The 25,247-nt window shown below is 69.7% G+C and carries 22 protein-coding genes; 9 read left to right on the forward strand and 13 right to left on the reverse strand.

Features of this window, described 5'->3' with window-relative positions; translation table 11 throughout:
- Positions 1-6: 6 nt before the first annotated feature.
- On the reverse strand, positions 7-1,089 hold the full coding sequence (locus tag IG98_RS0107795; protein ID WP_157594197.1) for a GRAS family protein: 1,083 nt from the start codon (positions 1,087-1,089) through the stop codon (positions 7-9).
- A gap of 535 nt (positions 1,090-1,624) precedes the next feature.
- Here IG98_RS0107795 and IG98_RS0107800 point away from each other — a divergent pair.
- Entirely contained in the window at positions 1,625-2,071 is a 447-nt protein-coding gene (locus IG98_RS0107800; protein ID WP_030907698.1) for a hypothetical protein, read from the forward strand.
- Between the two features lie 52 nt (positions 2,072-2,123).
- Here IG98_RS0107800 and IG98_RS0107805 read toward each other — a convergent pair whose 3' ends face one another.
- The 8 genes from IG98_RS0107805 to IG98_RS0107840 form a co-directional block, all read right to left on the reverse strand.
- Entirely contained in the window at positions 2,124-2,435 is a 312-nt protein-coding gene (locus tag IG98_RS0107805) for a MerR family transcriptional regulator (RefSeq protein WP_030907701.1), read from the reverse strand.
- A 105-nt stretch (positions 2,436-2,540) separates the two neighbouring features.
- A complete protein-coding gene (locus tag IG98_RS0107810) occupies positions 2,541-2,996 on the reverse strand; it encodes an Hsp20/alpha crystallin family protein (protein ID WP_030907703.1) in 456 nt (151 codons plus the stop codon).
- Positions 2,997-3,202: 206 nt separating this feature from the next.
- The gene (locus tag IG98_RS0107815; RefSeq protein ID WP_030907706.1) at positions 3,203-4,069 is read right to left on the reverse strand and encodes an aldo/keto reductase; all 867 of its coding nucleotides are present in this window, start codon (positions 4,067-4,069) and stop codon (positions 3,203-3,205) included.
- A 163-nt stretch (positions 4,070-4,232) separates the two neighbouring features.
- On the reverse strand, positions 4,233-7,160 hold the full coding sequence (locus IG98_RS0107820) for a glycoside hydrolase family 3 protein (protein ID WP_030907708.1): 2,928 nt from the start codon (positions 7,158-7,160) through the stop codon (positions 4,233-4,235).
- Between the two features lie 83 nt (positions 7,161-7,243).
- The gene (locus tag IG98_RS0107825) at positions 7,244-8,059 is read right to left on the reverse strand and encodes a carbohydrate ABC transporter permease (RefSeq protein ID WP_030907710.1); all 816 of its coding nucleotides are present in this window, start codon (positions 8,057-8,059) and stop codon (positions 7,244-7,246) included.
- Positions 8,056-8,934, reverse strand: coding sequence for a carbohydrate ABC transporter permease (locus tag IG98_RS0107830; RefSeq protein WP_030907713.1), 879 nt, complete (start codon positions 8,932-8,934; stop codon positions 8,056-8,058). The genes IG98_RS0107825 and IG98_RS0107830 overlap by 4 nt, the downstream gene beginning before the upstream one ends.
- Before the next feature lie 80 nt (positions 8,935-9,014).
- Positions 9,015-10,319 carry an ABC transporter substrate-binding protein gene (locus IG98_RS0107835; protein WP_030907716.1) on the reverse strand — a complete coding sequence of 435 codons (1,305 nt, stop codon included), beginning with the start codon at positions 10,317-10,319 and terminating at the stop codon, positions 9,015-9,017.
- A 9-nt stretch (positions 10,320-10,328) separates the two neighbouring features.
- Positions 10,329-12,617: a TIM-barrel domain-containing protein gene (locus tag IG98_RS0107840; RefSeq protein WP_030907719.1), complete on the reverse strand. Its 2,289-nt coding sequence runs from the start codon at positions 12,615-12,617 to the stop codon at positions 10,329-10,331.
- A gap of 177 nt (positions 12,618-12,794) precedes the next feature.
- Here IG98_RS0107840 and IG98_RS50190 point away from each other — a divergent pair, with 177 nt between their 5' ends.
- Complete coding sequence (locus IG98_RS50190) at positions 12,795-12,959, forward strand: hypothetical protein (protein ID WP_157594198.1); 165 nt, start codon at positions 12,795-12,797, stop codon at positions 12,957-12,959.
- Positions 12,960-13,105: 146 nt separating this feature from the next.
- Here IG98_RS50190 and IG98_RS0107850 read toward each other — a convergent pair whose 3' ends face one another.
- A complete protein-coding gene (locus tag IG98_RS0107850) occupies positions 13,106-13,591 on the reverse strand; it encodes a hypothetical protein (protein WP_051751736.1) in 486 nt (161 codons plus the stop codon).
- Here IG98_RS0107850 and IG98_RS0107855 point away from each other — a divergent pair.
- The 4 genes from IG98_RS0107855 to IG98_RS53165 all read left to right on the forward strand — a co-directional run bounded on the left by IG98_RS0107855 (position 13,586) and on the right by IG98_RS53165 (position 18,897).
- Positions 13,586-14,023, forward strand: a complete 438-nt coding sequence (locus IG98_RS0107855; protein WP_157594199.1) for an NAD-dependent epimerase/dehydratase family protein — start codon at positions 13,586-13,588, stop codon at positions 14,021-14,023. The genes IG98_RS0107850 and IG98_RS0107855 overlap by 6 nt on opposite strands.
- Positions 14,020-14,982, forward strand: coding sequence for a DegT/DnrJ/EryC1/StrS family aminotransferase (locus IG98_RS0107860; protein ID WP_084195203.1), 963 nt, complete (start codon positions 14,020-14,022; stop codon positions 14,980-14,982). The genes IG98_RS0107855 and IG98_RS0107860 overlap by 4 nt, the downstream gene beginning before the upstream one ends.
- Before the next feature lie 168 nt (positions 14,983-15,150).
- Complete coding sequence (locus tag IG98_RS0107865; protein ID WP_030907728.1) at positions 15,151-16,026, forward strand: glycosyltransferase family 2 protein; 876 nt, start codon at positions 15,151-15,153, stop codon at positions 16,024-16,026.
- A gap of 741 nt (positions 16,027-16,767) precedes the next feature.
- Positions 16,768-18,897: a beta-galactosidase gene (locus IG98_RS53165; RefSeq protein ID WP_037969511.1), complete on the forward strand. Its 2,130-nt coding sequence runs from the start codon at positions 16,768-16,770 to the stop codon at positions 18,895-18,897.
- 35 nt (positions 18,898-18,932) lie between these two features.
- Here IG98_RS53165 and IG98_RS0107875 read toward each other — a convergent pair whose 3' ends face one another.
- Entirely contained in the window at positions 18,933-19,613 is a 681-nt protein-coding gene (locus IG98_RS0107875; RefSeq protein WP_211263892.1) for a response regulator transcription factor, read from the reverse strand.
- Complete coding sequence (locus IG98_RS0107880; RefSeq protein WP_030907744.1) at positions 19,610-20,794, reverse strand: sensor histidine kinase; 1,185 nt, start codon at positions 20,792-20,794, stop codon at positions 19,610-19,612. The genes IG98_RS0107875 and IG98_RS0107880 overlap by 4 nt, the downstream gene beginning before the upstream one ends.
- A gap of 117 nt (positions 20,795-20,911) precedes the next feature.
- Between IG98_RS0107880 and IG98_RS0107885 the strand changes: the two genes are divergently transcribed.
- Genes IG98_RS0107885 through IG98_RS0107895 form a run of 3 tightly spaced genes read left to right on the forward strand, consistent with a single transcriptional unit; the run spans position 20,912 to position 24,143 of the window.
- On the forward strand, positions 20,912-21,829 hold the full coding sequence (locus IG98_RS0107885; protein WP_030907746.1) for an ATP-binding cassette domain-containing protein: 918 nt from the start codon (positions 20,912-20,914) through the stop codon (positions 21,827-21,829).
- On the forward strand, positions 21,826-23,382 hold the full coding sequence (locus tag IG98_RS0107890; protein ID WP_030907749.1) for a DUF1349 domain-containing protein: 1,557 nt from the start codon (positions 21,826-21,828) through the stop codon (positions 23,380-23,382). The genes IG98_RS0107885 and IG98_RS0107890 overlap by 4 nt, the downstream gene beginning before the upstream one ends.
- A complete protein-coding gene (locus IG98_RS0107895) occupies positions 23,379-24,143 on the forward strand; it encodes an ABC-2 transporter permease (protein ID WP_030907752.1) in 765 nt (254 codons plus the stop codon). Before IG98_RS0107890 ends, IG98_RS0107895 begins: the two co-directional genes overlap by 4 nt.
- Before the next feature lie 125 nt (positions 24,144-24,268).
- Here IG98_RS0107895 and IG98_RS0107900 read toward each other — a convergent pair whose 3' ends face one another.
- Positions 24,269-25,204 carry a LysR family transcriptional regulator gene (locus IG98_RS0107900; RefSeq protein ID WP_030907755.1) on the reverse strand — a complete coding sequence of 312 codons (936 nt, stop codon included), beginning with the start codon at positions 25,202-25,204 and terminating at the stop codon, positions 24,269-24,271.
- Positions 25,205-25,247 lie beyond the last annotated feature (43 nt).

A 25,247-nucleotide genomic window follows, 5' to 3' on the forward strand; every position in this document is an offset into this window, starting at 1 on the left:
CGTCACCTACCCGTGCGCCGGCACCGCGTAGATGACGGACAGGAGCGGCTCGCCGTCGAACCCGATTCGTACACTGTCCGGATCCTGGCGGATGAAAGCGGGAGGGATCGGTTCCGACACTGACTCCGCGGGCGCGGGCATCGGCCGGAAACCGGCCTCACGCAGTCGCGCGAGCCATGTCTCGGTCGGCTCGTGACGTTCGTAGCGCTCCTCGTCGTCCGCCGTGCCGACGATGTCGACCACCTCACGCCGGAAGAACAGCTTCATCGCGTTACGGTCGGCGGCCGAGACGTCCAGCGCGTCTATCAGCCGGAAGACGGAGTGGAAGTGCCGCCACGAGTTGTGGAATCGCTCGGGCAGTGCCACCCGATGGTGATCGGAGTCCGGCTCGCACAGCACTACGCCGTCCGGCTCCGCATCGCGCAGTTTCGCCAGGAACGTGTTCCTCTCGTCGACGCCGGACGCGGCGTCCCGCAGGTGGTGCAGCGCGAACGCGGCGTTCACCACCAGCGGGCGTGGTGCCCGGCGCACCAGCTCCCAGTCCTCGTCGGTCATCTGCTCGGCGAAGCGGGGCACCTGATGGAAGTCCAGCGGGACACCAGTGTCACGGATGGATCGTTCGGCCTGGTGGAGGCTGCCCACCGCGGGGTCCACCCCGATCACCGTCAGCCGCCCGGGGGCCTGGCCGCGATTCGCGAGCGCGGCGAGCACCACCGTCTCCTGGCCTCCCGAGCCGATGCCCACCGACATCAGGGTGGCCGTTTCCCGTCCGGCGAGGTGACCGGCGAGCAGCGCGCCGCCGATACGACCGGCCAGAGTCACCACCGGCAGGTGTTCGGCCACCAGGTCGAACAACTCGATTTGCGGCCGTTCGAAACGGCACAGATACAGATTGTCCCGCTCATCCTGGTGAGTGCCGAGCCGACGGGCCAAGGCGTCGTGGTAGAGCAGGTAGAGGAAGTCATCGCCCACCTTCTCGGGGGCGATCAGGCCGCGTAGCTTGTCCAGCCAGCGCCGGGCGGTGTCAGTGCGGCCCGCGTCCGTTTCTTCCACGGCGCGGCACAGCATGTCGAATGCATGAACACTCACGTTGGTCCTCTTCACTTCTGTGCGTGACGGCTGCCCGGTGGCATGGGCCGCGAGTGTCTTCTCCGCCGCACTCCGGAAGGGGGCCAGACCGCGGTACACGTCCGCTGCGGCCGGGCACGTTCGGGGAGCGGGGCACGGCCGGTAAAGCCGGTCGTCTGACGGCTCGGGCGCCCATTTGGGTTCATGGTCGGAGTGATTCTCGGTTTCGAACGGGACCACTGCGCACCGATCCGTACGTGCTGCCTCTCGTTTCTCCCGGTGACTTTTCCGTGAAAGAATGACGTCGGCCCCTACGAGAAGATCCCTGAGTCGGGAAAACGTCTTCCCGCCTGTTTTCTCCTCGTCAAGTGCATAGTTGGCCAGCGCTCTTGGAATCGACTTGTACGCGCTTTGGCATCGGCTTAGAGCTCCGCCGGAGCACACCAAGCGATGCCCGGGTCTCAGCAGGACCGTCGACCAGGCGCCCGGACCGGCGCGTTCGCCGCCCTAGCCGGCTCCAACCCGCCCGCAAGCGGCTCGGACCATGCTCGTCCCCATGGGAAACGGAATCGAGAACAGGGCCGGGTGGGCGCGGATCGGCCCGTGGACGGTGCCCTGGCATTTCGCCTGGTGGTTCGCCGCCGCCCTGGTGGCGTCGGCCACAGCGCATTTCGTGCTGGACCGGGAACCCCTGACGATCTTCAACCTGCTCGCGCTCGCGGTCTACTTCTGGGCCTACGGCCAGTGGCGCCGCCGCTTCGAGCCCGAACTGGAGTCCCCCGTCGCGCAGCAATGGCTGGTCCTGCTCTTCGCGCTGATCCTGGCGCTGGTCCTGTGGCCGATCGGGAGCTGTGGTCCGCCCATCGGGACGCTGGTCCCCTGGTTCGGTGTGGACCCCGCGGAATGCGGAGGCCTGGAAGCGAGAACGACCCAGCTCACCCTGCTGGGCCTGCTGGCCATCCCGCTGGCGGTCTCCACCGCCGTCAACCGCGCCCGCGGCTGACCTCGCCTCCGGTTTCCCGCTATCGGAGGCTGAGCGGTCCCACCCGCCCGGATCACCGGTCCGTCGGGCGGGCGGCGCGCTCCCTGGCCAACTCCTCCCGCAGGTCGTCGACCTGCTGCTGCAGGATGAAGATCCGGCGTACCGCGGCGAGGCTCATGCCCTCGCCGATGAGCTGGATGGCGTCCTGGAGGTCGCCGATCTCGTGGCGGGTGTAGCGTCGCTGGCCGCCGCCGGAACGGGCGGGACGGACCACGTCGTGCTCGTCGAGCCGGCGCAGGAACGCCTGCTCCACATTGAGCATGTCGGCGACCTGACCGACTGAGTACAGCGGGGCGTGCTCGTCGTCAAAGGGCAACCTGACCATCACCGCTCCTTTCCTGTGGGGGACGACAGGTGTGTGAAACGCGCGGGGTGGGCGCCGGAACCCGGCGCCCACCCCGTGGAGGTCGAACGGTCAGACCCTGCCTTCTCAGGCTTTGATCGACTTCTGGTCCGAGGTGTGCTCGGCCTTCTGGATCTCGACCTTGCGGGGCCTGGCCCGCTCGATGACCGGGATGCGCACCGCCAGGACACCGTTGGAGTAGGCGGCGTCGATCTTGTCGCTGTCGAGGTGCTCGGAGAGGTAGACGCGGCGGGTGAAGGTGCCCATCGGACGCTCGCGGACGAACAGGCGGTCGTCCTGCCCGTACTCCTCCTCGCGGCCGGCACTCACCGAGAGCACTCCACGGTCGACGGTCACCTCGATGGAGTCGGGGTCGATGCCCGGAAGGTCGAACTTCAGCAGGACGTCGTCCTTGCGGCGGACGCCGTCCAGCGGCATGGCCCCGCGCGCGGCGCCATCACTCGATCCGAACGCCTGACGCGTGATCCGGTCGAACTGCCGGTCGAACTCCTGGATGAACGGGTCGATCGACGTCAGCAGCATCGGTAACCACCTCCATGTGAACAGGCAGGTATCCTCAAGCCCGCCTTCTCGAAAAGCTCTTAGTGAAGTTATAAGTTACCGACAGATCGATACGCAAGTACCCTCGCGGAAATTCTCGGCTCCCGCCGGCGGGGGGCACGGGAAACCGGCCGTCCTTGACGATCGCAGCGTGGGAGCCTGCCACCGGCGGTCCCGTGCCTCCCCTCTCAGGCCCCCTTGGACAGGGCCTCGAACTCCTCGTCGGTCAGTTCGACGCCGGCGGCGGCGACGTTGTCCTCCAGGTGGGCGACCTTCGAGGTGCCGGGGATGGGGAGCATCACCGGGGAGCGCTTCAGCAGCCAGGCCAGGGCGAGCTGCGACGGGGTGGCGCCGTGCGCCCTGGCCGCCTCGGCGAGCGGGCCGCCCTCCTCGGCCAGCTTGCCGGTGGCGAGCGGGAACCACGGGATGAAGCCGATGCCGTTGGCCTCGGAGTACTCCAGCAGCGGCTCGGCGTCGCGGTGCGCGAGGTTGTAGAGGTTCTGCACCGAGACGATCCTGGCGAACCTGCCCGCCTCCTCGACCTGCTCGATGCTGACCTCACTGAGGCCGATGTGCCGGATCTTGCCCTCCTGCTGCAGCAGGGCGAGCTCCCCGACCTGGTCGGCGAGGGGCACCTTCGCGTCGATGCGGTGCAGCTGGAACAGGTCGATCCGCTCCACGCCGAGGTGGCGCAGGCTCAGCTCGGCCTGCTGACGCAGGTACTCGGGGCGGCCGACCGGGCGCCAGTCGTCGGGGCCCGACCGGGTGAGTCCCGCCTTGGTCGCGATGACCAGGTCCTCGGGGTAAGGGTGCAGCGCCTTCCTGATCAGCAGCTCGGAGACGAACGGGCCGTAGGAGTCGGCGGTGTCGATGAAGTTGACCCCCAGCTCGACAGCGCGGCGCAGCACGCGGACCGCCTCCTCGGGGTCGCTCGGCTCCCCCCACACGCCCCTCCCGGTGAGCTGCATCGCCCCGTACCCCAGGCGGTTGACCGTGAGGTCGCCCCCGATGGCGAACTGGCCCGACGCCTCGGCGGGACGTTCCGTACTCGTCATGGTGTTCTCCTCAGAATTGATCAAAATCACGGTTCGAAACGGCCACAACGCACTACCTAGGCCGATGCTTCCCTTTTCAGCGCCCGTACCCGGAAAACCGCTTCCAACCACGTACGGCCCGCTCCCCTCGGGGAAGCGGGCCGTAGCCGGGGTCGGAGCCGGATCAGCGGGTGAAGGTCACGTCCTTCACCCGCAGGGCGCCCCTGAAGACCAGGTAGACGTCCTGCCTGCCCCGTACACCGGTGACGGGGGCACCGGCGGTGGCCCAGGAGTAGATCCCGCCGGTGGCGGTCACCGGTACGGTTCCGGCAAGCCTGCCGGTCGGGGAGCCGAGCCGGATCTCGACCGAGGAGGCGGCACTCGCCGCGACCCCGAGCCGCACGCCGGTGACCCCGGCCCGGAGGTCCGCGTCCTTGAAGGCGATCCACTCGCCCGCCGAGGCGCCGACCGCGTCACCGCGGACCTTGGTCTCGTCGACCAGTTCGACCCCCGCGTAGTCGTCGAAGTCGGCGGCCCGGGTGGGCCGGGTGAGATCACGAGGACCGATCCGCTCACCGTCCACCCGCACGGTCACGCGCTGCCGGATGGCGTCCGAGGACGAGCCGACCAGGACGTCGTGGGTGGACGGCTCCACCGCGAAGCGGCCCCCGGTCACGTCCCACAGGGCCAGGTCCGCGGTCTTGAGCGAGAACCTCACCGTCTTCGACTCGCCGGGGGCCAGGCTCACCCGCTGGAAGCCGCGCAGTTGCTTGACCGGCTGTTCCACCCGGGAGGTGTGCTGGTGGGTGTAGAGCTGGACCACCTCGTCGCCCGCGCGCGAGCCGGTGTTGGTCACCTTGACGCTCACCTCGTACCCGCCGCTCTTCGCGGTGGCCTTGAGGCCCTGGTAGCCGAAGGTGGTGTAGCTCAGGCCGTGGCCGAAGGCGTACAGCGGCCTGGCCTTGGAGTACAGGTAGGTCGCGCCGGTCTTGACGATGTCGTAGTCGAGGATGTCCGGCAGGGTGGTGCCCGCCTTGGGCCAGGTCTGGGTGAGGCGGCCGGCCGGGTTGGCGTCGCCGTACAGCAGGTCGGCCAGCGCGTTGCCGGTCTCGGCTCCGGCGTGCGTGGTCCACAGGATCGCCGGGACCTTCTCCTGCAGCCGGTCGATCGTGGTCGGATAGCTGTTCTCCAGCACGACCACGGTGTTCGGGTTGGCGGCGTGCACCGCCTCCACCAGCGCCCGCTGTCCCTCGGCGAGACCGAGGTCGGTCCGGTCGTGGTCCTCCCGGCCGTTGATGAACGGCATGCTGCCGACCACGACCACCGCCGCGTCGGCGCCCTTCGCCGCCGCGACCGCCTCGGCGATCCCGCTGCGTACGGTCTCCTTCTCGAAGCGGGTGGCGTCCTCGGCCGTGGTCAGGCTGAGCGTGCCGTCGACCGCGGCCTTGACGTACTTGTTCGGGCCGAACCAGTCGTAGGCGGTCTCGTAGCCGGCGTAGCGCAGCAGCGTCGTGCCGTCGGCCTGCGCCTCCAGCCTGAACTGCTCCTGGACGAACCAGCCGGTGGGCTGTTCCTGGCTGTTGACCAGGGTGGACCAGTTCGCCCGGCTGACGTACCTCCCGTTGGCGACGCTGCGCAGGGTGACGATCCCCTGGCCCCAGTCGAAGACGTCGAACTGCTCGGTCGCGCCCGCGGTGGTCGCCGAGAGCTTCAGGTCGGCGCCCGCCCCGGTGCCGGCGGTGAGGTATCTGCCGCCGGACTTCAGCGCGATCCGGTCGACGCCCTCGCTGGTGACGGCGGCGGCGGACCGCGCCCTGATCCCGGCGAGCGGGGTGACCTTGTAGGGCAGCCTGCCGGAGTACCAGTCGGTGTAGAGGGTGTCGGCCAGCGGGCCGACCACCGCGACCTTCTTGGCGGGGCTGAGCGGCAGGGTCCTCCCGGAGTTCTTCAGCAGCACCGCCGCCTCGGCCGCGGTCCGCCGGGCCAGCGCGCGGTGCGCGGGGCTGTCGACCACGTCCTTGGTGATCTTCCCGTACGGCCCGCCGTCCGGGTCGAACTCGCCGAGCCGGAACCGGATGCCGAGGATGTTGCGTACCGCGGTGTCGATGTCGGCCTGGGTCAGCAGGCCGCGCGAGAGCGCCTCGTTGACCGCGGCCACCGTCGGGGCGGCGTTGGTGTCGTTCACCGTGAAGCTCTCCACGCCCGCCTTGAGCATGGCGGCGGCGGCCTCCGCCTGGGTGGCGAAGTAGCCCTGGGAGCCGGTGAGGTTGTTGGGCCCTCCGGCGTCGGAGACGTTGAACAGCGGCCTGTCGGTCCAGGTCCTGACCGTGGAGTTGAGGTCGGTGACCGTGGCGGGCCGCCCGTTGATCAGGTTGTAGGCGGTCATCACACCGGTGGCCGCGCCCGCCTCCAGCGCGGTCCGAAACGCCGGGACGTCGTACTCGTTGAGGACGCGCGGGCGCAGGCTGGAGGAGGTCGTGTCGCGGCGGACCTCGTTGTTGTTGGCCAGGAAGTGCTTGAGCACCGGGGCCGCCCGCAGGTGGTCCGGGTCGTCGCCCTGGATGCCCGAGCCGTACGCGGTGGAGATCGCGCCGGTGAGCAGCGGGTCCTCGGAGTAGCCCTCCTCGTTGCGGCCCCATCGAGGGTCGCGGAGCAGGTTGACCACCGGCGCCCAGAGCTGCAGGCCCCACAGCCGGGGGTTCTCCGCGTGGTATCCCCTGGCCTCGTCGCCGACGGCGGCGCCGACCTTCTTGATCAGGTCGGGATTCCAGGTGCTGGCCAGGCCGACGGCCTGCGGGAACACGGTCCCCTCGGCGGTCACCACGCCGCCGCCGTTGTCGATGTCGGTGGACCAGGCGACGCCGTGCAGCGCCTCGGTGCCGGTCTTGAACAGCCCGATGCCCAGGCGGTCCACCGCGGGCTGGTACTGGTGGAGCCAGGAGATCTTCTCGGCCTGGGTGAGGCGGCCGAGCAGGTCGTCGACGCGCTGGCTCAGCGGGAGTGCGGGATCACGGAAGGGGTACTCGTAGGCCGCGCGGGCCGGGGCCGCGCACAGCCCCAGGGTCAGGGCCGTCGTGGCCACGGCCGCGACGGCCCTGGTCGATAAGGACATCTCGCCTCCAGGTCAGGGGGAGTCGAAGAACTGCGGGTCTGGGGACGCCGTCCGCCCCCGAGCGGCGTACGGCGTCTGAGGGCTCACTTGACGGCGCCCACGGTCACACCGCGGGTCAGGGTCCGCTGGAAGATGAGGAAGAAGGCGACCGCGGGCAGGATGCCGAGCAGCGCCGAGGCGCTGGACATCGTGGCGTCCATCATCTTGTCGCCCTGCAGCACCCCGAGGGCGACCGGAACCGTCTGGTTCTCGTTGGAGATGAGGAAGACCAGGGGCAGGAAGAACTCGTTCCAGGTCCAGATGAAGAAGAAGACGAGCAGCACGCTCAGCGTGGGCCTGCTGATCGGCACGACGATCCGCCACAGGGCCCGCCACTTTCCCGCCCCGTCCAGAGCCGCCGCCTCCAGGATCTCGTGCGGGAAGCGGCCGAGCACCGAGGAGAGCAGGTAGGTCCCGAAAGCGCTCTGGATCACCGTGAAGATGATGATCACCCCGAGCCTGGTGTCGTAGAGGCCGACCTGCTTGGCCAGGTAGTACAGCGGGTAGACCAGCGCCTCCTGCGGCAGCGTGTTGGCCACCAGGAAGACGACCAGGATCCACACCCGCCCGCGCACCCTGCCGATGCCGAGCGCGTAGGCGTTGAGCACCGACAGGACCGTCGCGAGCACGGCCACCGAGCCGCTGATCAGCAGGCTGTTCCAGAGCTTGCCGCCGAAGTCGACCCGGTTCCAGAAGTCGACGATCCCGTCGAGGTACAGCTCGCTCGGCAGGCTCAGCGGCCCGCCCGAGGAGTAGTCGGCCGGGGACTTGACCGCGTTGAGCGTGACGATGACGAACGGCACCAGCATCACGACGGCCAGCACGACCAGCGAGACCAGGACCGAGTACTTCCGGATCATGATTCCCTGTCCTGAACCCGCAGGAAGAAGACCGTCACCGCGATGATCACCAGGGTGAGCACGGTGGCGATCGCCGCGCCGTAGCCGACGTTGGCCTTCTCGAAGAAGTTCTGGTAGCTGAAGTAGGAGGGCACGAGCGTGGCACCGCCGGGGCCTCCCCTGGTCAGCACGAAGATCGGCCCGAAGACCTTGAGCGCGGCGATCGTGCAGGTCAGCAGGACCACGTAGATCTCCGGCCGGATCTGCGGGATGGTGATGTGCCAGAACCGCCGCCACCACGAGGCACCGTCCATCTCGGCGGCCTCGTACAGCGCGGGGTCGACCCGCTGCAGCCCGGACATGAAGATCACTACCGGGTAGCCGATCTGGAACCAGACCATGATCACCATGACGCTCGGCAGCGCCCAGTCCGGGTCCCCCAGCCAGTTCCTCGGCTCCATCCCCAGCAGCCCGAGTAGCTCGTTGAGCGCCCCGAACCTGGGGTGCATGATCCAGCCCCAGACGATCCCGGCCACCGCGACCGGCAGCACCTGCGGCAGGTAGTACGCGGCCCGCAGCACGCCGGCCGCGCGGGGGCCGACCTTCTTGCCCACGTAGTCGAAGAGCGCGGCGGCCAGGACGAGCCCGATGAGCGTCGGGACGACCGCCATCGCCACGATGAGCGCGACGTTGTTGCGGAAGGAGGACCAGAACCGCTCGTCGGCGAGGAGCCGGGTGTAGTTCTCCAGCCCGATCCACCTCGGGTCGCCGATCCCCTGCCAGCGGGTGAAGCCGATGCCGACGTTCATCAGGAACGGCACGACGATGACCGCGGTGAAGAGCACGGCGCTCGGCAGCAGGAACACCCGGTACCCGCGGTCACGAGACCTCGGCATCGGAGGTCTCCTTTCTCTGTTCTGTGCGTACCGTCCGCGCCGTGACGCCGTGATCGTCACGGCGCGGGCCGCGGGAGGGGTCAGTTACCGATGTCGGCGAGGTTCTCGGCGTACGGAGCGGCGATCTCGTCCAGGACCGCGTCGGGGGTCTTGGTGCCGTTGATGAGGTTCTGCACGCCCGCCACCAGCACGTCGTAGTAGCCGGGCGCCGGCCAGTCGGGGTAGAAGGCCAGCCCGTCGGAGGCCGAGAGCCTGTTGAAGTTCTCGATCAGCTCCTTGCTCTTCTCGTCGGTGATCGCGGCCGTGTCGGCGGCCACCGGGATGCCGCCGGAGTTGCCGAGCAGGTTCTGGATGTCCTTCTTCATGGTGATGTCGATGAAGTCGTAGGCGAGGTCCTTGTTCTTGGCGTTCTCCGGGACGACCCAGACGTTGCCGCTGGACCCGGCGCTCATCGTGTTGCCCGGCCAGAGGAACGAGCCCCACTCGAAGTCCTTGACGTCACTGACGAAGCGGCCGTACCACCAGCTGCCGGAGACCAGGATCGGGTACTTGCCACCGATGAAGGAGACGCCCATGTCCTCGGCCTTGATGGCGGCGGAGTCCGCCTCGACGTAGCCCTTCTTGACCCAGTCGGCGAAGGTGTCGGCCGCGTACCTGAACTCCGGACCCTTGAAGTCGACCTTGCCCTTGTAAAGCTGGAAGGCGTCCACCCAGGAGCGTTGCGCCTTGCTCAGCGCGAGCTGGTAGAAGATCTGCTGCGCCGGATACTCGGCGCCGCCGACCGCGATGGGGGTGGTCCCCGCTTTGACGAACGTGTCGAGGGCGGCGGTGAACTCCTCGTAGGTGGTGGGCACCTCGACGCCCGCCTTCTTGAAGGCGTCCTTGTTGTAGTAGACCATCACGTACTCGGCGTAGTTCGGGACGCCGTACCACTTGCCCGCGCCCATCACACCGCGCTCGTCGTACCTGGCGGTGGTCTGGATCGAGGGGCTGAGCAGCTTGTCCCAGCCGCGCTTGGTCACCTCGGGGGTGAGGTCGGTGAGCAGCCCCTGCTTGGAGAGCAGCCCCGCCGTGGCGTTGCCCTTGTTGTACTCCATGACGTCGGGGGCCTCGTCCGAGTTGAGGATCATGCCCGCGGACTGGCGGATCTGCTCGAACGCCTTCTCCTCGAACTTGACCGTCACGTTCGGGTGGGTGGCCTCGAACTGCTTGACGGCCTCGGCCCACGCCTTGCCCATCGCGCTGTCGGCGCCCTCGTAGTGCCAGAGCTTCAGGACGCGGGGGCCGTCCGCGGCGGGCTTGTCCGCCGCCTGCTCGGTGCCGCCGCAGGCGGCGAGCGCCGCGAGCGCCGCGACCGTGGCGACACCGACTCTCAGGTTGAACATGGTCTTCTCCTAGATGGTGGTGATGTCGATCGGGACGCTGGCCCCCACCAGCTCGACGCCCGCGATCCGCGCGCTCCCCGAGACGGTCACCCGCAGGCCCTCGCCCTCGGGGATCGCGGTGATCGTGGTGTCCCCGTCGTGGTCGGAGATCGTGGTGCTGCTCTCGCCCACGCCGTAGGCGACCAGGGTGATCTCCCCGAACGGCCCGTCCCCGACGGCGACGCCGGGTTCGGCGAGGACGGGGATGATCGCGCCGTGCCTGACGAACAGCGGGATGCGGTCCAGCGGCGTGGCGACCGTGACGTACCTGCCGCCGTCCAGCACCTCGCCACTCCAGTGGTCCACCCACCGCCCGGCCGGCAGGTAGACCCTCCTGACCTGCTCTGGCGAGGTCATCGGCGCCACCAGCAGGTCGCGGCCGAGCAGGTACTCCAGGTCCGCCTGCCAGGCCACCGGGTCATCGGGATAGTCGACGCAGAGCGCCCGCATCATCGGCGCCCCGGTCGCGGCGGCCTCGACGGCCGCCGTGTAGACGTACGGCATCAGCCGGTAGCGCAGCCGCAGCGCCTCGCGCGCCTCCGCCTCCACCTCGGGGAACTCCCACGGCTCCCGGCTGGTGGTGCCGTGCAGGCGCAGCAGCGGGGAGAACGCGCCGAACTGGGTCCACCTGACGTACAGGTCGTCGGTGGGACGGCCGGTGAACCCGCCCGCGTCGTGGCTCCAGAACGGGATGCCGGACAGGCCGTGCGCCAGCCCGCCGCGGAGCGTGCTGCCCATCGCCGGGTAGCTGGTGTAGGTGTCGCCGCTCCACTGCGCCGAGTGCCGCTGCCCGCCGAGGAACGACGAGCGCGCCCAGACCATGCCGTGCCCGGCGATCTCGCGGGTCACCTCGGAGACCGCGTCGTTGAAGAGCAGTGTGTAGACGTTGTGCAGGTCGGTGCCCGACATGCCGTTGGCCGCGACCGCGTCGTGCGGCACCCCCTCGGCGAAGTCGGTCTTGAAGACCTGGACGCCCTGTTCGAGCAGCGGGCGGAGCAGTCCCTGGAACCACTCGGTGGCGGCCGGGTTGGTGAAGTCGACGATGCCGCAGGCCGGGTAGGAGCCATGCCAGCAGTCGGCCACATAGACCTCGCCATCAGGCTTTTTCAGGAAATATCCGCTCTCGGCCGCTGCCGGGAAGGCCGGGCTGAGATGGGAGATGTACGGGTTCATCCACAGGCAGACCTTGAACCCCATCTCCTTCAGCTCGGCCAGCATGCCGGTGGGGTCGGGGAAGCCGCCCGCGTCCCAGCGCAGATCCGACCAGTGCCCGTCGGTCTGCCAGTAGGTGTCCAGGTGCAGCACGTCGCACGGGATGCCGCGCTCGCGGATCTTCCGCGCCCTGGCCATCACCCGCTCCTGGGTGTCGACGAAGAACCCCGAGGAGATCCAGGTGCCGAACGCCCACTTCGGCGGGAGCAGCGGCGCGCAGGTCAGCAGGTCGTACCGGCCGAGCACCTCGGGCGGGGTGGGCCCGGCGATCACGTAGTAGTCGATCAGGTCGTCCGGGACCACGATCTGCACGCAGCTGTGCGTGGACTGGCAGACGTCGAACTCGACCGGCGTCCCGCTGTCCACCAGCACGCCGTAACCCCTGCTGGACAGGTAGAACGGGATGTTCTTGTACGCCCGCTGCGACTCGGCGCCGAACGCGTCGAAGTTCCACATGACCGGCCGCTGGCCGCGCTTGTCCAGCCGGGTGAACGACTCGCCGAACCCGCTGAACGCCTCGTCGGCGGGGGCGGCGAAGCTCTCGTGGTAGCCGACCACCGCGCCGTTCGAACTGGAGCGGCCGAACGGCAGCGTGCGCAACCTGCCGCTGATGTCGGTGTGCCCCCGGTCCTGCTCCAGCAGGGGCGCCCCGCTCGCGTCGGTGAACCTCAGGTGCCAGGGCGCCAGGGTGATCTCCGCGCGGAGCGAGCCCGCGTCCAGCAGGATCGTCCCGTCGCGACTCTCCACCCGCGCCCCGGCGAACTCGCCCGGCGTGACCATGGAGATCGCGGCGGCCGACCGGGTCCGCGCGTCCACGTCCTGGCCGAGCCGGACCCGGATCACCCCCTCGCCCGCCACGCTCACCTGGACCAGCAGCGTCTCCTCGGCGGAGGTCACCGCCTTCAGGATCACCCCGGCCGCGTCCGAGGCGACCGGTTCCGCCGAGATCAGCGCCGACAGGCCCTCCTCGCCGCGCGACCGGACGGGCAGCTCCGGCGGATCGGCGACGAAGTACTCGTGCGCGACCAGAGGGGGACGGTAAGGCATGGGAACTCCAGCGCTCGGCATCCTGTAGCGGAATTAGTTTTACGTCCAAACCAACAAACGTCAATGCCTCGCCCTGCTGTGGGCCGGCCGCGGCCACACCCTCGACCACCCATCGCCCCGCGCCTCTCCGGCCACGGACACCCGGAGTGCCGCTGTGGCGCTCAGACAGGAGGAGACATGGCGCAGGACAAGCCGCCCGCGGTGGTAAACATCACCGAGCCGGCGCGCATCCGCGGCGTCGAGGCGATCGTGGACGGCCAAGTGGTCATCCAGGTCGGAGTAACACGGGGCAGCGGGAAGCACGGGAAGCGGAAATCGCAGAAGCCGAAGGATGACCAATGAAGGCATACATGACCGGTATGGCCAGATCACTGAGGCCGTGGCGGATCACAGGTTGCGCGGCATGACCGGGCTCTGACCGTACGGCTGGCAACCGGATGTCAGCTGTACCCTCGCCCCCACTCAACGGGACGCGAGGGCCGCACAGGTCAGCGCCGATAGCCGATAGCGACGGCCAGCGTCTGCACACCAGCCACCCGAGAATGTTGGTTGATCAAGGTCACCGCCATCGCGCGGATGGTAGGCCGAGCGCGGACTTCGTCGGCCGATTGTCGGCAGGCGTTCAACAGGGCCGTCACAGTCTGTTCGGGTTTGCCCCATTGCCACCACGCTCGTGCCAGGTCGGTGTACAGGCGTCCGCGCCGTTCAGGGGTGGATAGTTGGCCGGGATGCACGTCGCGCCCGGCGCGCAGGGCCGCTCCAGCGTCGCCTAGGGACCAGTGCACGCCGATCTCGTACAGGCTTACGTGCGCGGGGCCGATACTGAAGGGCTGGCCGGCAATCGTCCGCGTGGGAAGCCGGGTGGTGACATGGGCGGCTTGTTTGATCATTTCTAGGGCGCGGTCTCGCTCTCCTGCTTGTGCGGCGTTGTAGGCGCAGGTGCACAGCATCTGGGCGTAGGCCCACTGGTGCATATCGCTGACGTGGCCGAGGTCCTCGCCGCCACCCTCAACACTCCTGAGAGGCAACGGATCTTCAACGTGGGCTCCGACCGCGAGAACTTCACTATCACGGAGATCGCCGAGACCGTGGAGGCGGCGGTGCCCGGCTCGCAGATTCACCGCGGTCCGGAGCGAGACGAGGCGGACGCTCGGGACTACCGGACGTCCTTCGCCCGGCTCGCGGCCGCATTCCCAGACACGTGCTGCACCCGGCTGCGCGACGGCGTGCGCGACATCGCGCAGGCGGTGGCCACCAAGGAAGTGGCCGACCCGGACCTGCCCGAGTACGACAACTACAAGGGCTTGATGGCCTCCCGCAGCGCCGGACACATCAGCGCGGTGCGGTCCGCCGCATGCGAGCGCCTGCACACTGAGTACGAGTCCGCCGAGTGGAGCACGCCGTGATCCAGTCCGCTGAGACGCCCCCGCCGCTCTTACCGTGGAACCGCCCGTCGATCGGGAAGGAGGAGATCGCCGAGGTCGTCGAGGTTATTACTCCGAGCCTCACCTTCTGTGCCGCCCCGAATGCGCTGATGCAGGTCGGCGCCCGCCCGGTCTTCGTCGACGTCGAACCGGTCACCTTCAACATCGACCCGGAGGCTGCCAAGGCCGCCATCACCGACCGCACGAAGGCAATCGTGGTCATGCACTACGGCGGCCACCCCTGCGACCTGCGCGCGTTCCGTAAGCTGGCCAACGATTACGAGGACGCCGCCCATGCCCTGCATGCCAGCCGCGACGGGCAGCGCGCCGGCAGCGTCGGCGACCTCACGGTCTTCAGCTTCTATGCCAACAAAGTGCTGGCCGGCCGGGGCGAGCTCGTCCAGCGGGCTCGCCTGCTGGGCCGGCACGGCATCGACTCCTCGGTATGGCAGCGGCACGGCAGCCAGAGCACCGCCGACTACGAGGTGATCGTGCCCGGCCTGAAGTATGTGATGCCGGATGTCACAGCGGCCATCGGCGTCCACCAGTTCGCGAAGTTACCTGCGTTCACCGCTCGCCGCGCTGAGATCGCCGCCGCCTACACTCTGGCCCTGGCCGATTTGCCCGGCCTGGCCACGCCGATCGTCCTGCCCGGAGTCGAGCACGGCTGGTTCCTCTACTCGATCGTCATCGATCCGAGCAGCTCGCCGCTGACACGCGACCAAGCTGCCGAACGCCTGCGCACCGAGCACAAGATCTCGACGAGTCAGCACTTCCGTCCTGTGCACACCTTGCAGGTCTACATCGGGACCGCCGACCGGCCGCTGCCGGTCACCGAGACCGCCGCCGCGCGGCAGCTATCGCTGCCCTGCTATCAGGCGATGCCCGACCAACATGTCGAGCGAGTTATCACTGCTGTCCGCGCACTGTGGGGACGCTGACGACAGCGGGTGCCGGATCGGATGCCGACACACCACCCGATCCGGCACCCACGCCCAGCCATCGCCCAATAAGGTAGGCCGTCCGCAGCGTGACGACAGGGTGAGTAGCACACGGCATCACATGTCCATGACGTCGTCAGCGTGCCTGAGGCAGCAAAGGAACGACCCGTGAACACCATCCCGCGCCCAACGGTCGGCGTCGTGGTCCTGACCATGAACGACCGTCCCGACGAGTTCCCCGTCGCCATGGCCTCCCTGCTGTCTCAAGTCGGCGTCGAACTGGACGTGGTGGTGATCGGCAACGGCTGCGTACCGGCCCAGGTGCCCGACAACGTGCGTACCGTCGCCCTGCCGACGAACGTAGGCATCCCCGAGGGGCGCAACGTCGGCGCCGCCAACGTCAAAGGCGACTTGATCTTCTTCTTCGACAACGACGCCGTGCTCCCCGACCCCACCGTGCTGGCCCGGCTCGCAGCGGAGTTCACCCGCGACCCGCGCCGCGCCTTCGCCCAGCCCCGCATCGCCGACCCGAGAACCGGCCTCACCCTACGGCGTTGGGTGCCCCGCCTGCGGGCCTCCCACCCCGACCGCGGCGGCACCGTGACCGTCATGGCCGAGGGCGTCGTCATGGTCCGCCGTGATGCGTTCGAGGCTGTCGGCGGCTGGCCCGGCCACTTCTTCCTCTTCCACGAGGGAGTCGACCTGGCCTGGCGGCTGTGGGACCACGGCTGCATCGGTCATTACGCGCCCGAGGTCATCGTCCACCACCCGGCGACCAACCCATCCCGCCACGCTGCCTTCTACCGGTTCAACGCCCGCAACCGGGTATGGCTGGCCCGCCGTAACCTGCCCGCCCCTCTGATCCCTCTCAACCTCGCCACCTGGGCTCTGGTGAGCCTATGGCGCTTCCGAGACCGTGCGGCACTCCGTGCCTCCCTTGCCGGACTCGCCGAGGGACTACGCGGAGGCCACGGCAGCCGAACGCCCATGCGCTGGTCCACGGTGGCCCGGCTCACCCTCGCGGGCCGACCCCCCACCTGCTAACGGCCAAGCGAGCAGCACTTCGCCAGCCGCATTGCGCAGCAGGACGCTCGCCCCCATCCACTTGCGGGGCAGTGACGCCGCGTACGGATCGATGGGGACGGCCAGGGACTCATCCATCGTCATGACGGTGAACGTAGCCGGGAGGGCGACCGGCAGTCTGTGAAACGCGTGTTCCGATCAAGAACAGAGCTCGGCAGAGCTTCAACTGCAAGGGCTGAAGCGGCCGTACAACACGAAGAAGCCCCTGCCCGGTCCGAAGACCGAGCGGAGGCGCATCTATGTCCGAGAGCGGCCGTTACAGGTCCGGCCGCCTGAAGCGGCGTCTACAGGACGCCGTTGTTAACGACGCGCGGACGGTGACCCCCTATCGGCACCTGGGTTCTCGGGGTCTGACCTGTTTTGAGCAGGCGGTGATGGGGTTGCGCTGGTTTCATGACCGCACCGGCCGGGCCGCCTTCGGCCACGACGTCTCCCGCGCCACCGCTTACCGCTACCAGCCGGGGGCGACGGCCGCCGACCGTCCGGGGCACCACTCGAAGCCTGCGGGAAGAATCCGCAGTTCTCGGAACCGCAGTGCCCCAGTGATCCCCGCGGTCACAGCACTGGAGACGGACACGGCTCAGTGGGCGGCGTGCGGACTGCCGACATGGCCCATCGAATGGCCAGGAACCATCTGGCTTGAGTCAGGCTCCCTACCTGTGGATAATTAGTTTAGATACCATCCGAATAAAGGAGTAGTCGGTGGATCTTCCCGGCGGGCTGTTTTACGGCGGGGACTACAACCCGGAGCAGTGGCCGGAGGAGGTCTGGGAGGAGGACGTCGCGCTGATGCGGCGGGCCGGGGTCAACCTGGTCAGCGTCGGGGTGTTCTCCTGGGCGCGGCTGGAGCCCGCACCCGGCGTCCACGACTTCGGCTGGCTCGACCGCGTCCTCGACCTGCTGCACGGCGGCGGGATCGGGGTCAACCTGGCCACCCCGACCGCCTCCCCTCCCCCCTGGTTCGGCCTCGCCCACCCCGACGCCCTCACCGTCACCCCCAACGGCACCCGGCTCACCCACGGCAGCCGCGACACCTACTGCGTGCACTCCCCCGCCTACCGCGCCGCCTGCGCCGGGATCGCCCGTACGCTCGCCGAGCGCTACCGCGACCACCCGGCGCTGGCCATGTGGCACGTGCACAACGAGTACGGCACCGCCTGCCACTGCGACCACGCCACCGACGCCTTCAGGACCTGGCTAAAGGCGCGGCACGGCACCCTGGAGGTGCTGAACGACGTCTGGACCACCTCGTTCTGGAGCCAGCACTACTCCGCCTGGGAGCAGATCACCCCGCCCCGCGCCACCCAGTACCTGCCCAACCCCTCCCAGGTCCTGGACTTCCGGAGGTTCGTCTCCGACGCGATGCTCGACCACTTCCGTGAGCAGAAGGCGGTGCTGCGCGAGCTCACCCCGGATGTCCCGGTCACCACGAACTTCGTGCTCGGCGACTGGGTTCCGGTGAACCAGCGGCACTGGGCGGCCGAGGTCGACCTGGTGGCGATCGACCACTACCCGTCCGCCGACCCACCCGCGGAGACCGCCTTCGCCGCCGACCTGGCCCGCGGCTGGGCCTCGGCTCCGACGTACGGCTCAGCCGGCCCGACGCGTAGCTCGGCCGGTCCGACACATGGCTCAGCCGCCGATCTGGCGCACGGCTCAGCCTCGGATCCAGCGCACGGCTCAACCGATCCGACGCACAACTCGGCCGGCGACCCGGCACATCACCCGGCCACCGGGAAGCCCTGGCTGCTGATGGAGCAGGCCGTGGTCACCTACACCGGCCCCCGGATGCTCGCCAAGCGGCCCGGGGAGATCACCAGGCTGAGCCTGTCGCACATCGCGCGGGGCTCGCGGGGGGCGATGTTCTTCCAGTGGCGGGCCTCCCGGGGCGGCGCCGAACTCTGGCACGCGGGCATGGTGCCGCACGCCGGACCCGACTCGCGGATCTTCCGCGAGATCTGCGACCTGGGCGCGCTGCTGCCCACGCTGGAGGACGCCTGCGCGGCCCCCGTCGAGGCCGGGGCCGCGATCCTCTGGGACGTCGAGGCGAACTGGGCACTCCAGGCTCCCGGTCTGCCCTCCACCGAGCTGAACCACACCGAGGCCGTACGCCAGGCGCACCGGGTGCTCTACCGGCACGGCGTCACCGCCGACCTCCTCCACCCCTCCGCCGACCTGTCGGCGTACCCGCTGGTGCTCGTCCCGAGCCTCTACCTCATCTGTGACGCCGACGCCGACAACCTGCGCCGCTACGTCGCGGGCGGCGGCACCCTGGTGGTCTCCTACCTCAGCGGCATCGCCGACGAACACGCCCGCGTCCGCCTCGGCGGCTACCCCGGCGCCCTCCGCGACCTCCTCGGCATCAGAGTCGAGGAGTTCCACCCCCTCCCCCCGGACATCGCCCTCACCCTCTCCGCCCCGCCCCCGAACGGACCCGGCCCGCACCCGGCCGACCCCGTACCCACCGAGGCCGAAACCCCCACGCGGTCCCACCCCGGAACCGGCACCTTCTGGAGCGAGCACGTGCACCTGGAGGGCGCCGAGGCACTGGCCGTCTACACCGGCCCGCACACCCTGGGCACCCCCCTCCTCGGCCGACCCGCCATCACCCGCCACCCGTACGGCTCCGGCACGGCCCTCTACATCTCCACCCGCCTGACCGACGCCGCCTACGCCCGCCTGCTGGGCCTGTCCCCCGCCCCCGTGGAGCTCGTCCGACGCGGCGACTGGCTCTTCGCCATCAACCACGGCGACGAGGAACAGCAGGTCGAGGGCCTGCACCTGTCTCCGGGCGGTTTCACCGTACGGGTACACGATGACTCGAAGCCCTGATCGGCTGCGATCCTCACCGCCCCCTCGTTCATGCCCTACATCGCGATTCCGTGGAAGTCGCCGGTGATTCGGTAGCCGACGCCGGGTGTGGTGGTGATGATCGGAGGGTTGCCGAGTTTGCGGCGTAGGCGGCCGACGGTGACGGTGACGGTGTTGGTGAACGGGTCGGCGTGTTCGTCCCAGACCTGTTCGAGCAGGTCCTCGGTGCTGAGGAAGGCGGGGGCGGCGCGTAGCAGGGCTTCGAGGAGGGCGAATTCCTTGACCGACAGGTCGAGTTGACGGCCGTCGCGGGTGGCCGTGCGGCACAGGGGGTCGAGCTCGATGCCTGCGGCGCGCAGGGTGCGGGCGCGGGCGAAGGGTTGGCGGCGGGCCAGGGAACGGATGCGTACGACCAGTTCGGGGAAGTGGAAGGGCTTGGCGAGGTAGTCGTCGGCCCCCAGGGTCAGGCCGCTGACCCGGTCGCCGGGTGAGCCGGCCGCGGTCAGCATGAGGACCATGGCGCGGTCATCGCGTTCGGTGATCATCTGGCAGAGGATGTCACCGTGGATTCCCGGCAGGTCGCGATCAAGGACGACCACGTCGTAGGCGTTGAGGTCGAGTTTGGCCGCGGCCTCCAGGCCGTCATGCGCCACGTCCACGGCCATGCCCTGGTCGCGTAGCCCCTCGGCCAGGACGGCCGCCAGGGAACGCGCGTCCTCGACCACCAGCACCCTCACGCCGGGACACCTGCCTGCACGTCCGCCAGAGGCAGGGCGATGGCGACCTGGAGGCCGCCCTCGGGCCGGGCACGCAGGTCCAGGCTGCCACCGTGGGCCGTGGCGACGGCGGCGACGATCGACAGTCCGAGCCCGGAGCCGTTGTCGGAGCCGGTCCGGTCCGCGCCGAGCCGCTGGAACGGCTGGGCCAGCCGCGCGAGCTGCTCCTGGTCGAGAACTCGCCCGCCCGTCTCCACGACGAGCCGCGCCGTCGCGCCTTCGGCCGTGGCGGCGACCCGGATCCAGCCGCCGTCGTGGTTGTGGGCGACCGCGTTGTCGATCACGTTGTCGACCATCCGGGACAGGAGCGTCCGGCTTCCCCGTGTCCAGGCACTGTCGTGGACGTCGCCGTGGTGGACGGTCAGGCTCTTGTCCGTGATGCCGGCGGCCCGGGCGTCCAGGGCGGCGGACACCACGCGGCCGAGCGAGATCGTCGCACGGTCGGACAGGGCGCCGTGCTGGGTGCGGGCGAGCATGAGGAAGCCTTCCAGCAACCGGTCGACCTGGTCCAGTTCGGTGCGGATCCGGTCGGCGAGGGCGATCGTCTGCGCCGGTACGGGCTCCGGCTTGGCGATGGCCACGTCCAGCGATGCCCGCATGGTCGCCAGCGGGGTGCGCAGCTCGTGGGAGGCGTTGGCGACGAACCGGCGCTGCGCGGCGAAGGAGCCCTCCAGCCGTTCCAGCAGCCCGTCGATGGTGTCGGCGAGGTCCTTCACCTCGTCGGCGGGACCCGGCACGGCCAGCCGCTCGTGCAGGTTGTCGGCGGAGATCCGCCGCGTGGCCGCGGTGATCGTCCGCAGTGGGCGCAGCACCCGGCCCGCGACGATGCGGCCCAGCACGACCGAGAGCACGGCCATGACGGCGAGCGCGACCGCCGAGCCGACGAGAAGCCGGCCCGATTGGGCCGTCTGCGTCTCCGACAGCTGGGCCTGGAGCCGGGCGACGAGGTCCTGGGCGGCCGCGGGCGTGGGCCGGGTCGGCAGGTTCCCCAGGGGCGCGGTCTCGCTGATCCGCGTCCCGCTCAGGCCGATGAGGTTGGTGATGACCAGCAGCCCGACGGCGGACGCGAGGAACATGCCTCCGTACAAGGCGGTGAAGCGCCACCGTACGGTACGGGTCGGCAGCGCCAGGCGTCGCGGCATCCTCAGAATGGTCCCCTCCCGTTCCACGCAGGTCTCCAGGATGCCGTGCCGGACCTAACAGCGATGTGACAGCCTCCGTTCGGCCCCTGTCAGGGCCGCATCCGTACAACCGAAGGCATGCAAGCAACCATCGAAGTCACCGGGCTGCGCAAACGGTTCGGGCCGACCGTGGCGCTGGACGGCATGTCCTTCACCGTGAAGCCGGGACAGGTCACCGGGTTCGTCGGGCCCAACGGCGCGGGAAAGTCCACCACCATGCGGGTGATCCTCGGCCTGGACGCGGTTGAGAAGGGCAGCGCACTGATCGGCGGGCGGCCGTACAGGAGCCTGCGCACCCCCCTGCGCCACATCGGCGCGCTGCTGGACGCCGCCGCGCTGCAGCCAAGCCGCAGCGCGCGCAACCATCTGCTGTGGCTGGCCCACTCCCAAGGGCTGGGTGCCGGGCGGGTGGATGAGGTGCTTGAGCAGGTCGGGCTGACCTCGGTGGCCCGGCGCAAGGCGGGCGGCTTCTCGCTGGGCATGCGTCAGCGGCTGGGGATCGCCGCGGCGCTGCTCGGCGACCCGCCGGTGCTCATGCTGGACGAGCCGGTCAACGGGCTCGACCCCGAAGGCATCGTGTGGATCCGCGGCTTCCTGCGCTCGCTGGCCGCCGAAGGACGCGCCGTGCTGGTCTCCAGCCACCTGATGAGCGAGCTGCAAGACACCGCCGACCATCTCGTGGTGGTAGGCCGCGGCCGGGTCGTCGCCGACACCGGCGTGGCCGGCCTGATCGCCGACACCTCCAAGGGCCGGGTCACGCTGCGCACGACGGCACCGGAGCACGCGATGTCGGCGCTGGCACCCGTCGGCGCCACCGTGACCGTCATCGAACACGACACGCTCATCGTCTCGGGGCTGCCGGCCGAGCGCGTCGTGGCACTACTCAACGCCGACGCGGTGCCGTTCTCCGAAGTGGCCGCCCACCGCGCGACGCTGGAGGAGGCATACCTGGACCTCACCAGGGACGCGGTCGAATTCCGGGGGGCGACGCGATGACCGTCACCGTGAACCGCTCCGGACCGGGCGGCCCGGCCCGGCTGCTGCGCGCCGAGTGGACCAAGTTCAGGACGGTACGTGGCTGGGTGATCGCCATGACCGCGGGAGCGCTGGTCATCGTGCTGCTCGGCCTGTCGTCCGCCTCAGGCAGCCATGCCTCGTGCGACAACGGTCCCACCGAGGCCGTCTGTCCCGCGGCTCCCGTAGGGCCGGGCGGCGAAGCCGTGGAGGACAAGTTCTACTTCGTGCACCGGACGCTGGCCGGCAACGGCAGCATCACCGCCCAGGTGACCTCCATGACCGGCCAGATCCGCAAGCCCGACGTCACCCCCGGGGTTCGGAACGTCGTTCCCGGGCTCGTGCCGTGGGCGAAGGCCGGAGTCATGGTCAAACAGAGCACCAGGCAGGGTTCGGCCTACGCGGCGATGATGATCACCGGTGCGCACGGGGTGCGGATGCAGCACGACTTCACCCACGATGTGGCCGGTCGTCCGGGCGGCGTGTCGAAGGACTCCCCGCGCTGGCTGCGGCTGACCCGCTCCGGTGACACCCTCACCGGGTACGAGTCCACCGACGGCACCGACTGGGCCGAGGTCGGCACCGCCCGCCTGTCCGGGCTGCCGGCCACGGTCGAGATCGGGCTCTTCGCCGCCTCCCCCGGCGATCTGACGGTGACGCAGGGAGATCTCGGCGGATCCATCTCGGCAGCGCGCTTCACCGAGACCACAGCCGTCTTCGACCGGGTCGACCTGGAGGGCGAGACGTCCGGCGACGCGTGGCGCAACGACGACATAGGCGTCACGAAAGCGCCCGACGGGTCGTCCCACCATCCGGGCCGCGCCGGCGAATCCGGCGGCACGTTCAGCGTCACCGGAGTCGGCGACATCGCGCCGTCCATCGAGGGTCAGACCGTCGAGCGCACCCTCACGGGCGTGCCGGCCGGGCTGATCGTGGTGATCGTGGTGGCGGTGATGTTCGTCACCGCCGAATACCGGCGCGGGCTCATCCGCACCACGCTGCTCGCCGTCCCGCGCCGCGGCCGGATGCTGGCGGCCAAAGCCTTCACGATCGCCACGGTCACCTTCGTCGCCGGACTCGCCGCCAGCGCGATCACGCTGACGTTCGGTACCCGGCTCCTGCGCGCCAACGGCAACCTCATCCTTCCGGTGTCCTGGCTCACCGAGGTACGGGTCGTCGTCGGCACGGCGGCACTGCTCGCCGTCGCCGCCGTGCTCGCCCTCGCCCTCGGCGCCCTGTTCCGGCGCAGCGTCGGAGCCGTCATCACCGCCGTCGTGCTGATCGTGGTCCCACACGTTCTCGCCACCACCTCCGTCCTGCCCGACACCGCGGCGCGATGGCTGCTACGCGTCACCCCGGCCGCCGGCTTCGCGATCCAGCAGAGCATCCCCGAGTACGCCCACGTGCTCGGTCACTACGCGCCGATCGCCGGCTTCTACCCGCTGGCGCCGTGGGCCGGCTTCGCCGTGCCGGCCGGCTACGCCGCGCTCGCCCTCGGCCTGGCCGTCGTCCGGCTACGCCGGAGGGACGCATGACACAGCACCTGCACGCGGAATGGACGAAACTCCGCACGCTGCCGGGCACCGGCCGGCTTCTGCTCACCCTCGTCATGCTGACCGTCGCCGTCAGCGCCGCGGCAGCCGCCGTCGTGTCCTGCACCTCGGCCGACTGCGGCCACGACCCCGGCAAGATCAGCCTTTTCGGGATCCAAGCAGGCCAGGCGGTCGTCGCCATCCTGGCCGTACTGGCGATCAGCGGCGAGTTCGGCACCGGCATGATCCACACCACCCTGGCGGCGATGCCGGGACGGATCACCGTCCTGGCCGCCAAGGCCGTCATCCTCACCGGGCTGACGGTGGCCGCGGGGAGCGTCGCCGTGCTCGCATCCGCGCTGGCCGGGCGGCGCATCCTGCTCGACAACGGCTTCACCCCCGAGCTGCCGGCCCTCACCGGCGAGCCGATGCTGCGCGCCGCCCTCGGCTCGGTCCTCTACCTCGCGCTGATCGCCCTGTTCAGCCTCGGCATCGCCACCGCCGTACGGGACTCCGCGGCCGCCATCGGCGTCGTCCTCGGTCTGCTCTACCTCTTCCCCGCCATCATCCTCATGGTCCCCGACCCGGACGTCGCCAAGCTCCTGTGGCGGATCTCACCGATGAACGCCGGGCTCACCATCCAGGCAACCACCCATCTGTCCAGCCTGCCCCTCACCCCATGGGGCGGCCTGAGCGTACTGGCCGCGTGGACCACCGCGGCGCTCCTGGGCGGCGGGCTGCTGCTGCGGGCACGCGACGCATAAGGATGAATCAAGCATTTTGGTAGGGGCTCCCAGCGCCAGTACCCGGGCGGACAGTCCCGACGGCCATGCCTGCCCCGAGCCACCGTCGGTCGATCCGGCCACGACGACCGCAGGCGTGGCGGCGTTCAGCGCCGAATCACCCAGTCCGGCGCCCAGGTCCCGGCGGTGTCGTGGCCGGTCGCCGCGGCGGCGAGATAGGCGCGGAGGGTGGCCAGCCCCGGGTGGGGGTTGTCGCGGCGCCACAGGAGCGAGTGCGGGTAGACGGGCGTCGGGTCGGTCACCGGGATGCGGCGCAGGCCATAGCCGGCGGGCCAGATCAGGCGGGTCTGCTCACCCATGAAAGTGGCCAGGGCCGGGGTGTCGGCGATGGTGTCGAGGAGCGCGTCGGAGCCGAAGTTGGGGCCGGTCGCCTCGATGGTGAGGCCGAACTCGGCGACGAGATCGTCGTAGTAGGCGGCCCACTCGGTTCCGGGGACGATGCCGGGCATCCAGATCCGGTGCCCGGCGAGCTGAGCGACGGTCACCGACCGGGCACCGGCCAGCGCGTGGGCGGGCCCGGTGAGAAGCTGGAGCACCTCGTCGAGCGCCCAGACGGACTCGATGTCCTCGGGAAGGGGCCGGCCGGGCACGGCGACGGCGCGGAAGGACGCGTCGATCGCACCGGACCGGATGGCGGCGACGGTCGTCTCGATGTCGAACAGCATCACCACGTCGAGCTCGATCTCGGGGTGCGCGCGGTGGAAGCCGCGCATCAGGCCCGAGACCGCGCTGCGCGAGGCGATCACGTCGACGCGCAGTGGACGGCTGCCGGGAAGCACGGACGCGACCGCGCGCTCGGCGACGCGCAGCAGCTCGCGCGCGTGGGGCAGGAACGCCTGCCCGTCGATGGTGAGCCGGGCCCCGCGCGCGGTGCGGGTGAACAGCCGCACGGCGAGGTCCTTCTCCAGCCCGGCGATGCGCTTGGAGACGGCCTGCTGGGTGACCGCCAGCTCGGCGGCGGCCTCCTGGAACTGGCCGGTGTCCACGACGGCGACGAACGTGCGCACAGCATCGAGATCCACGTCGACTGACCTTAGTGCACAACTTTCGGTTGTGTGACTTCGG

The organism is Streptosporangium amethystogenes (assembly GCF_000721075.1).
Lineage (GTDB): Bacteria > Actinomycetota > Actinomycetes > Streptosporangiales > Streptosporangiaceae > Streptosporangium > Streptosporangium amethystogenes.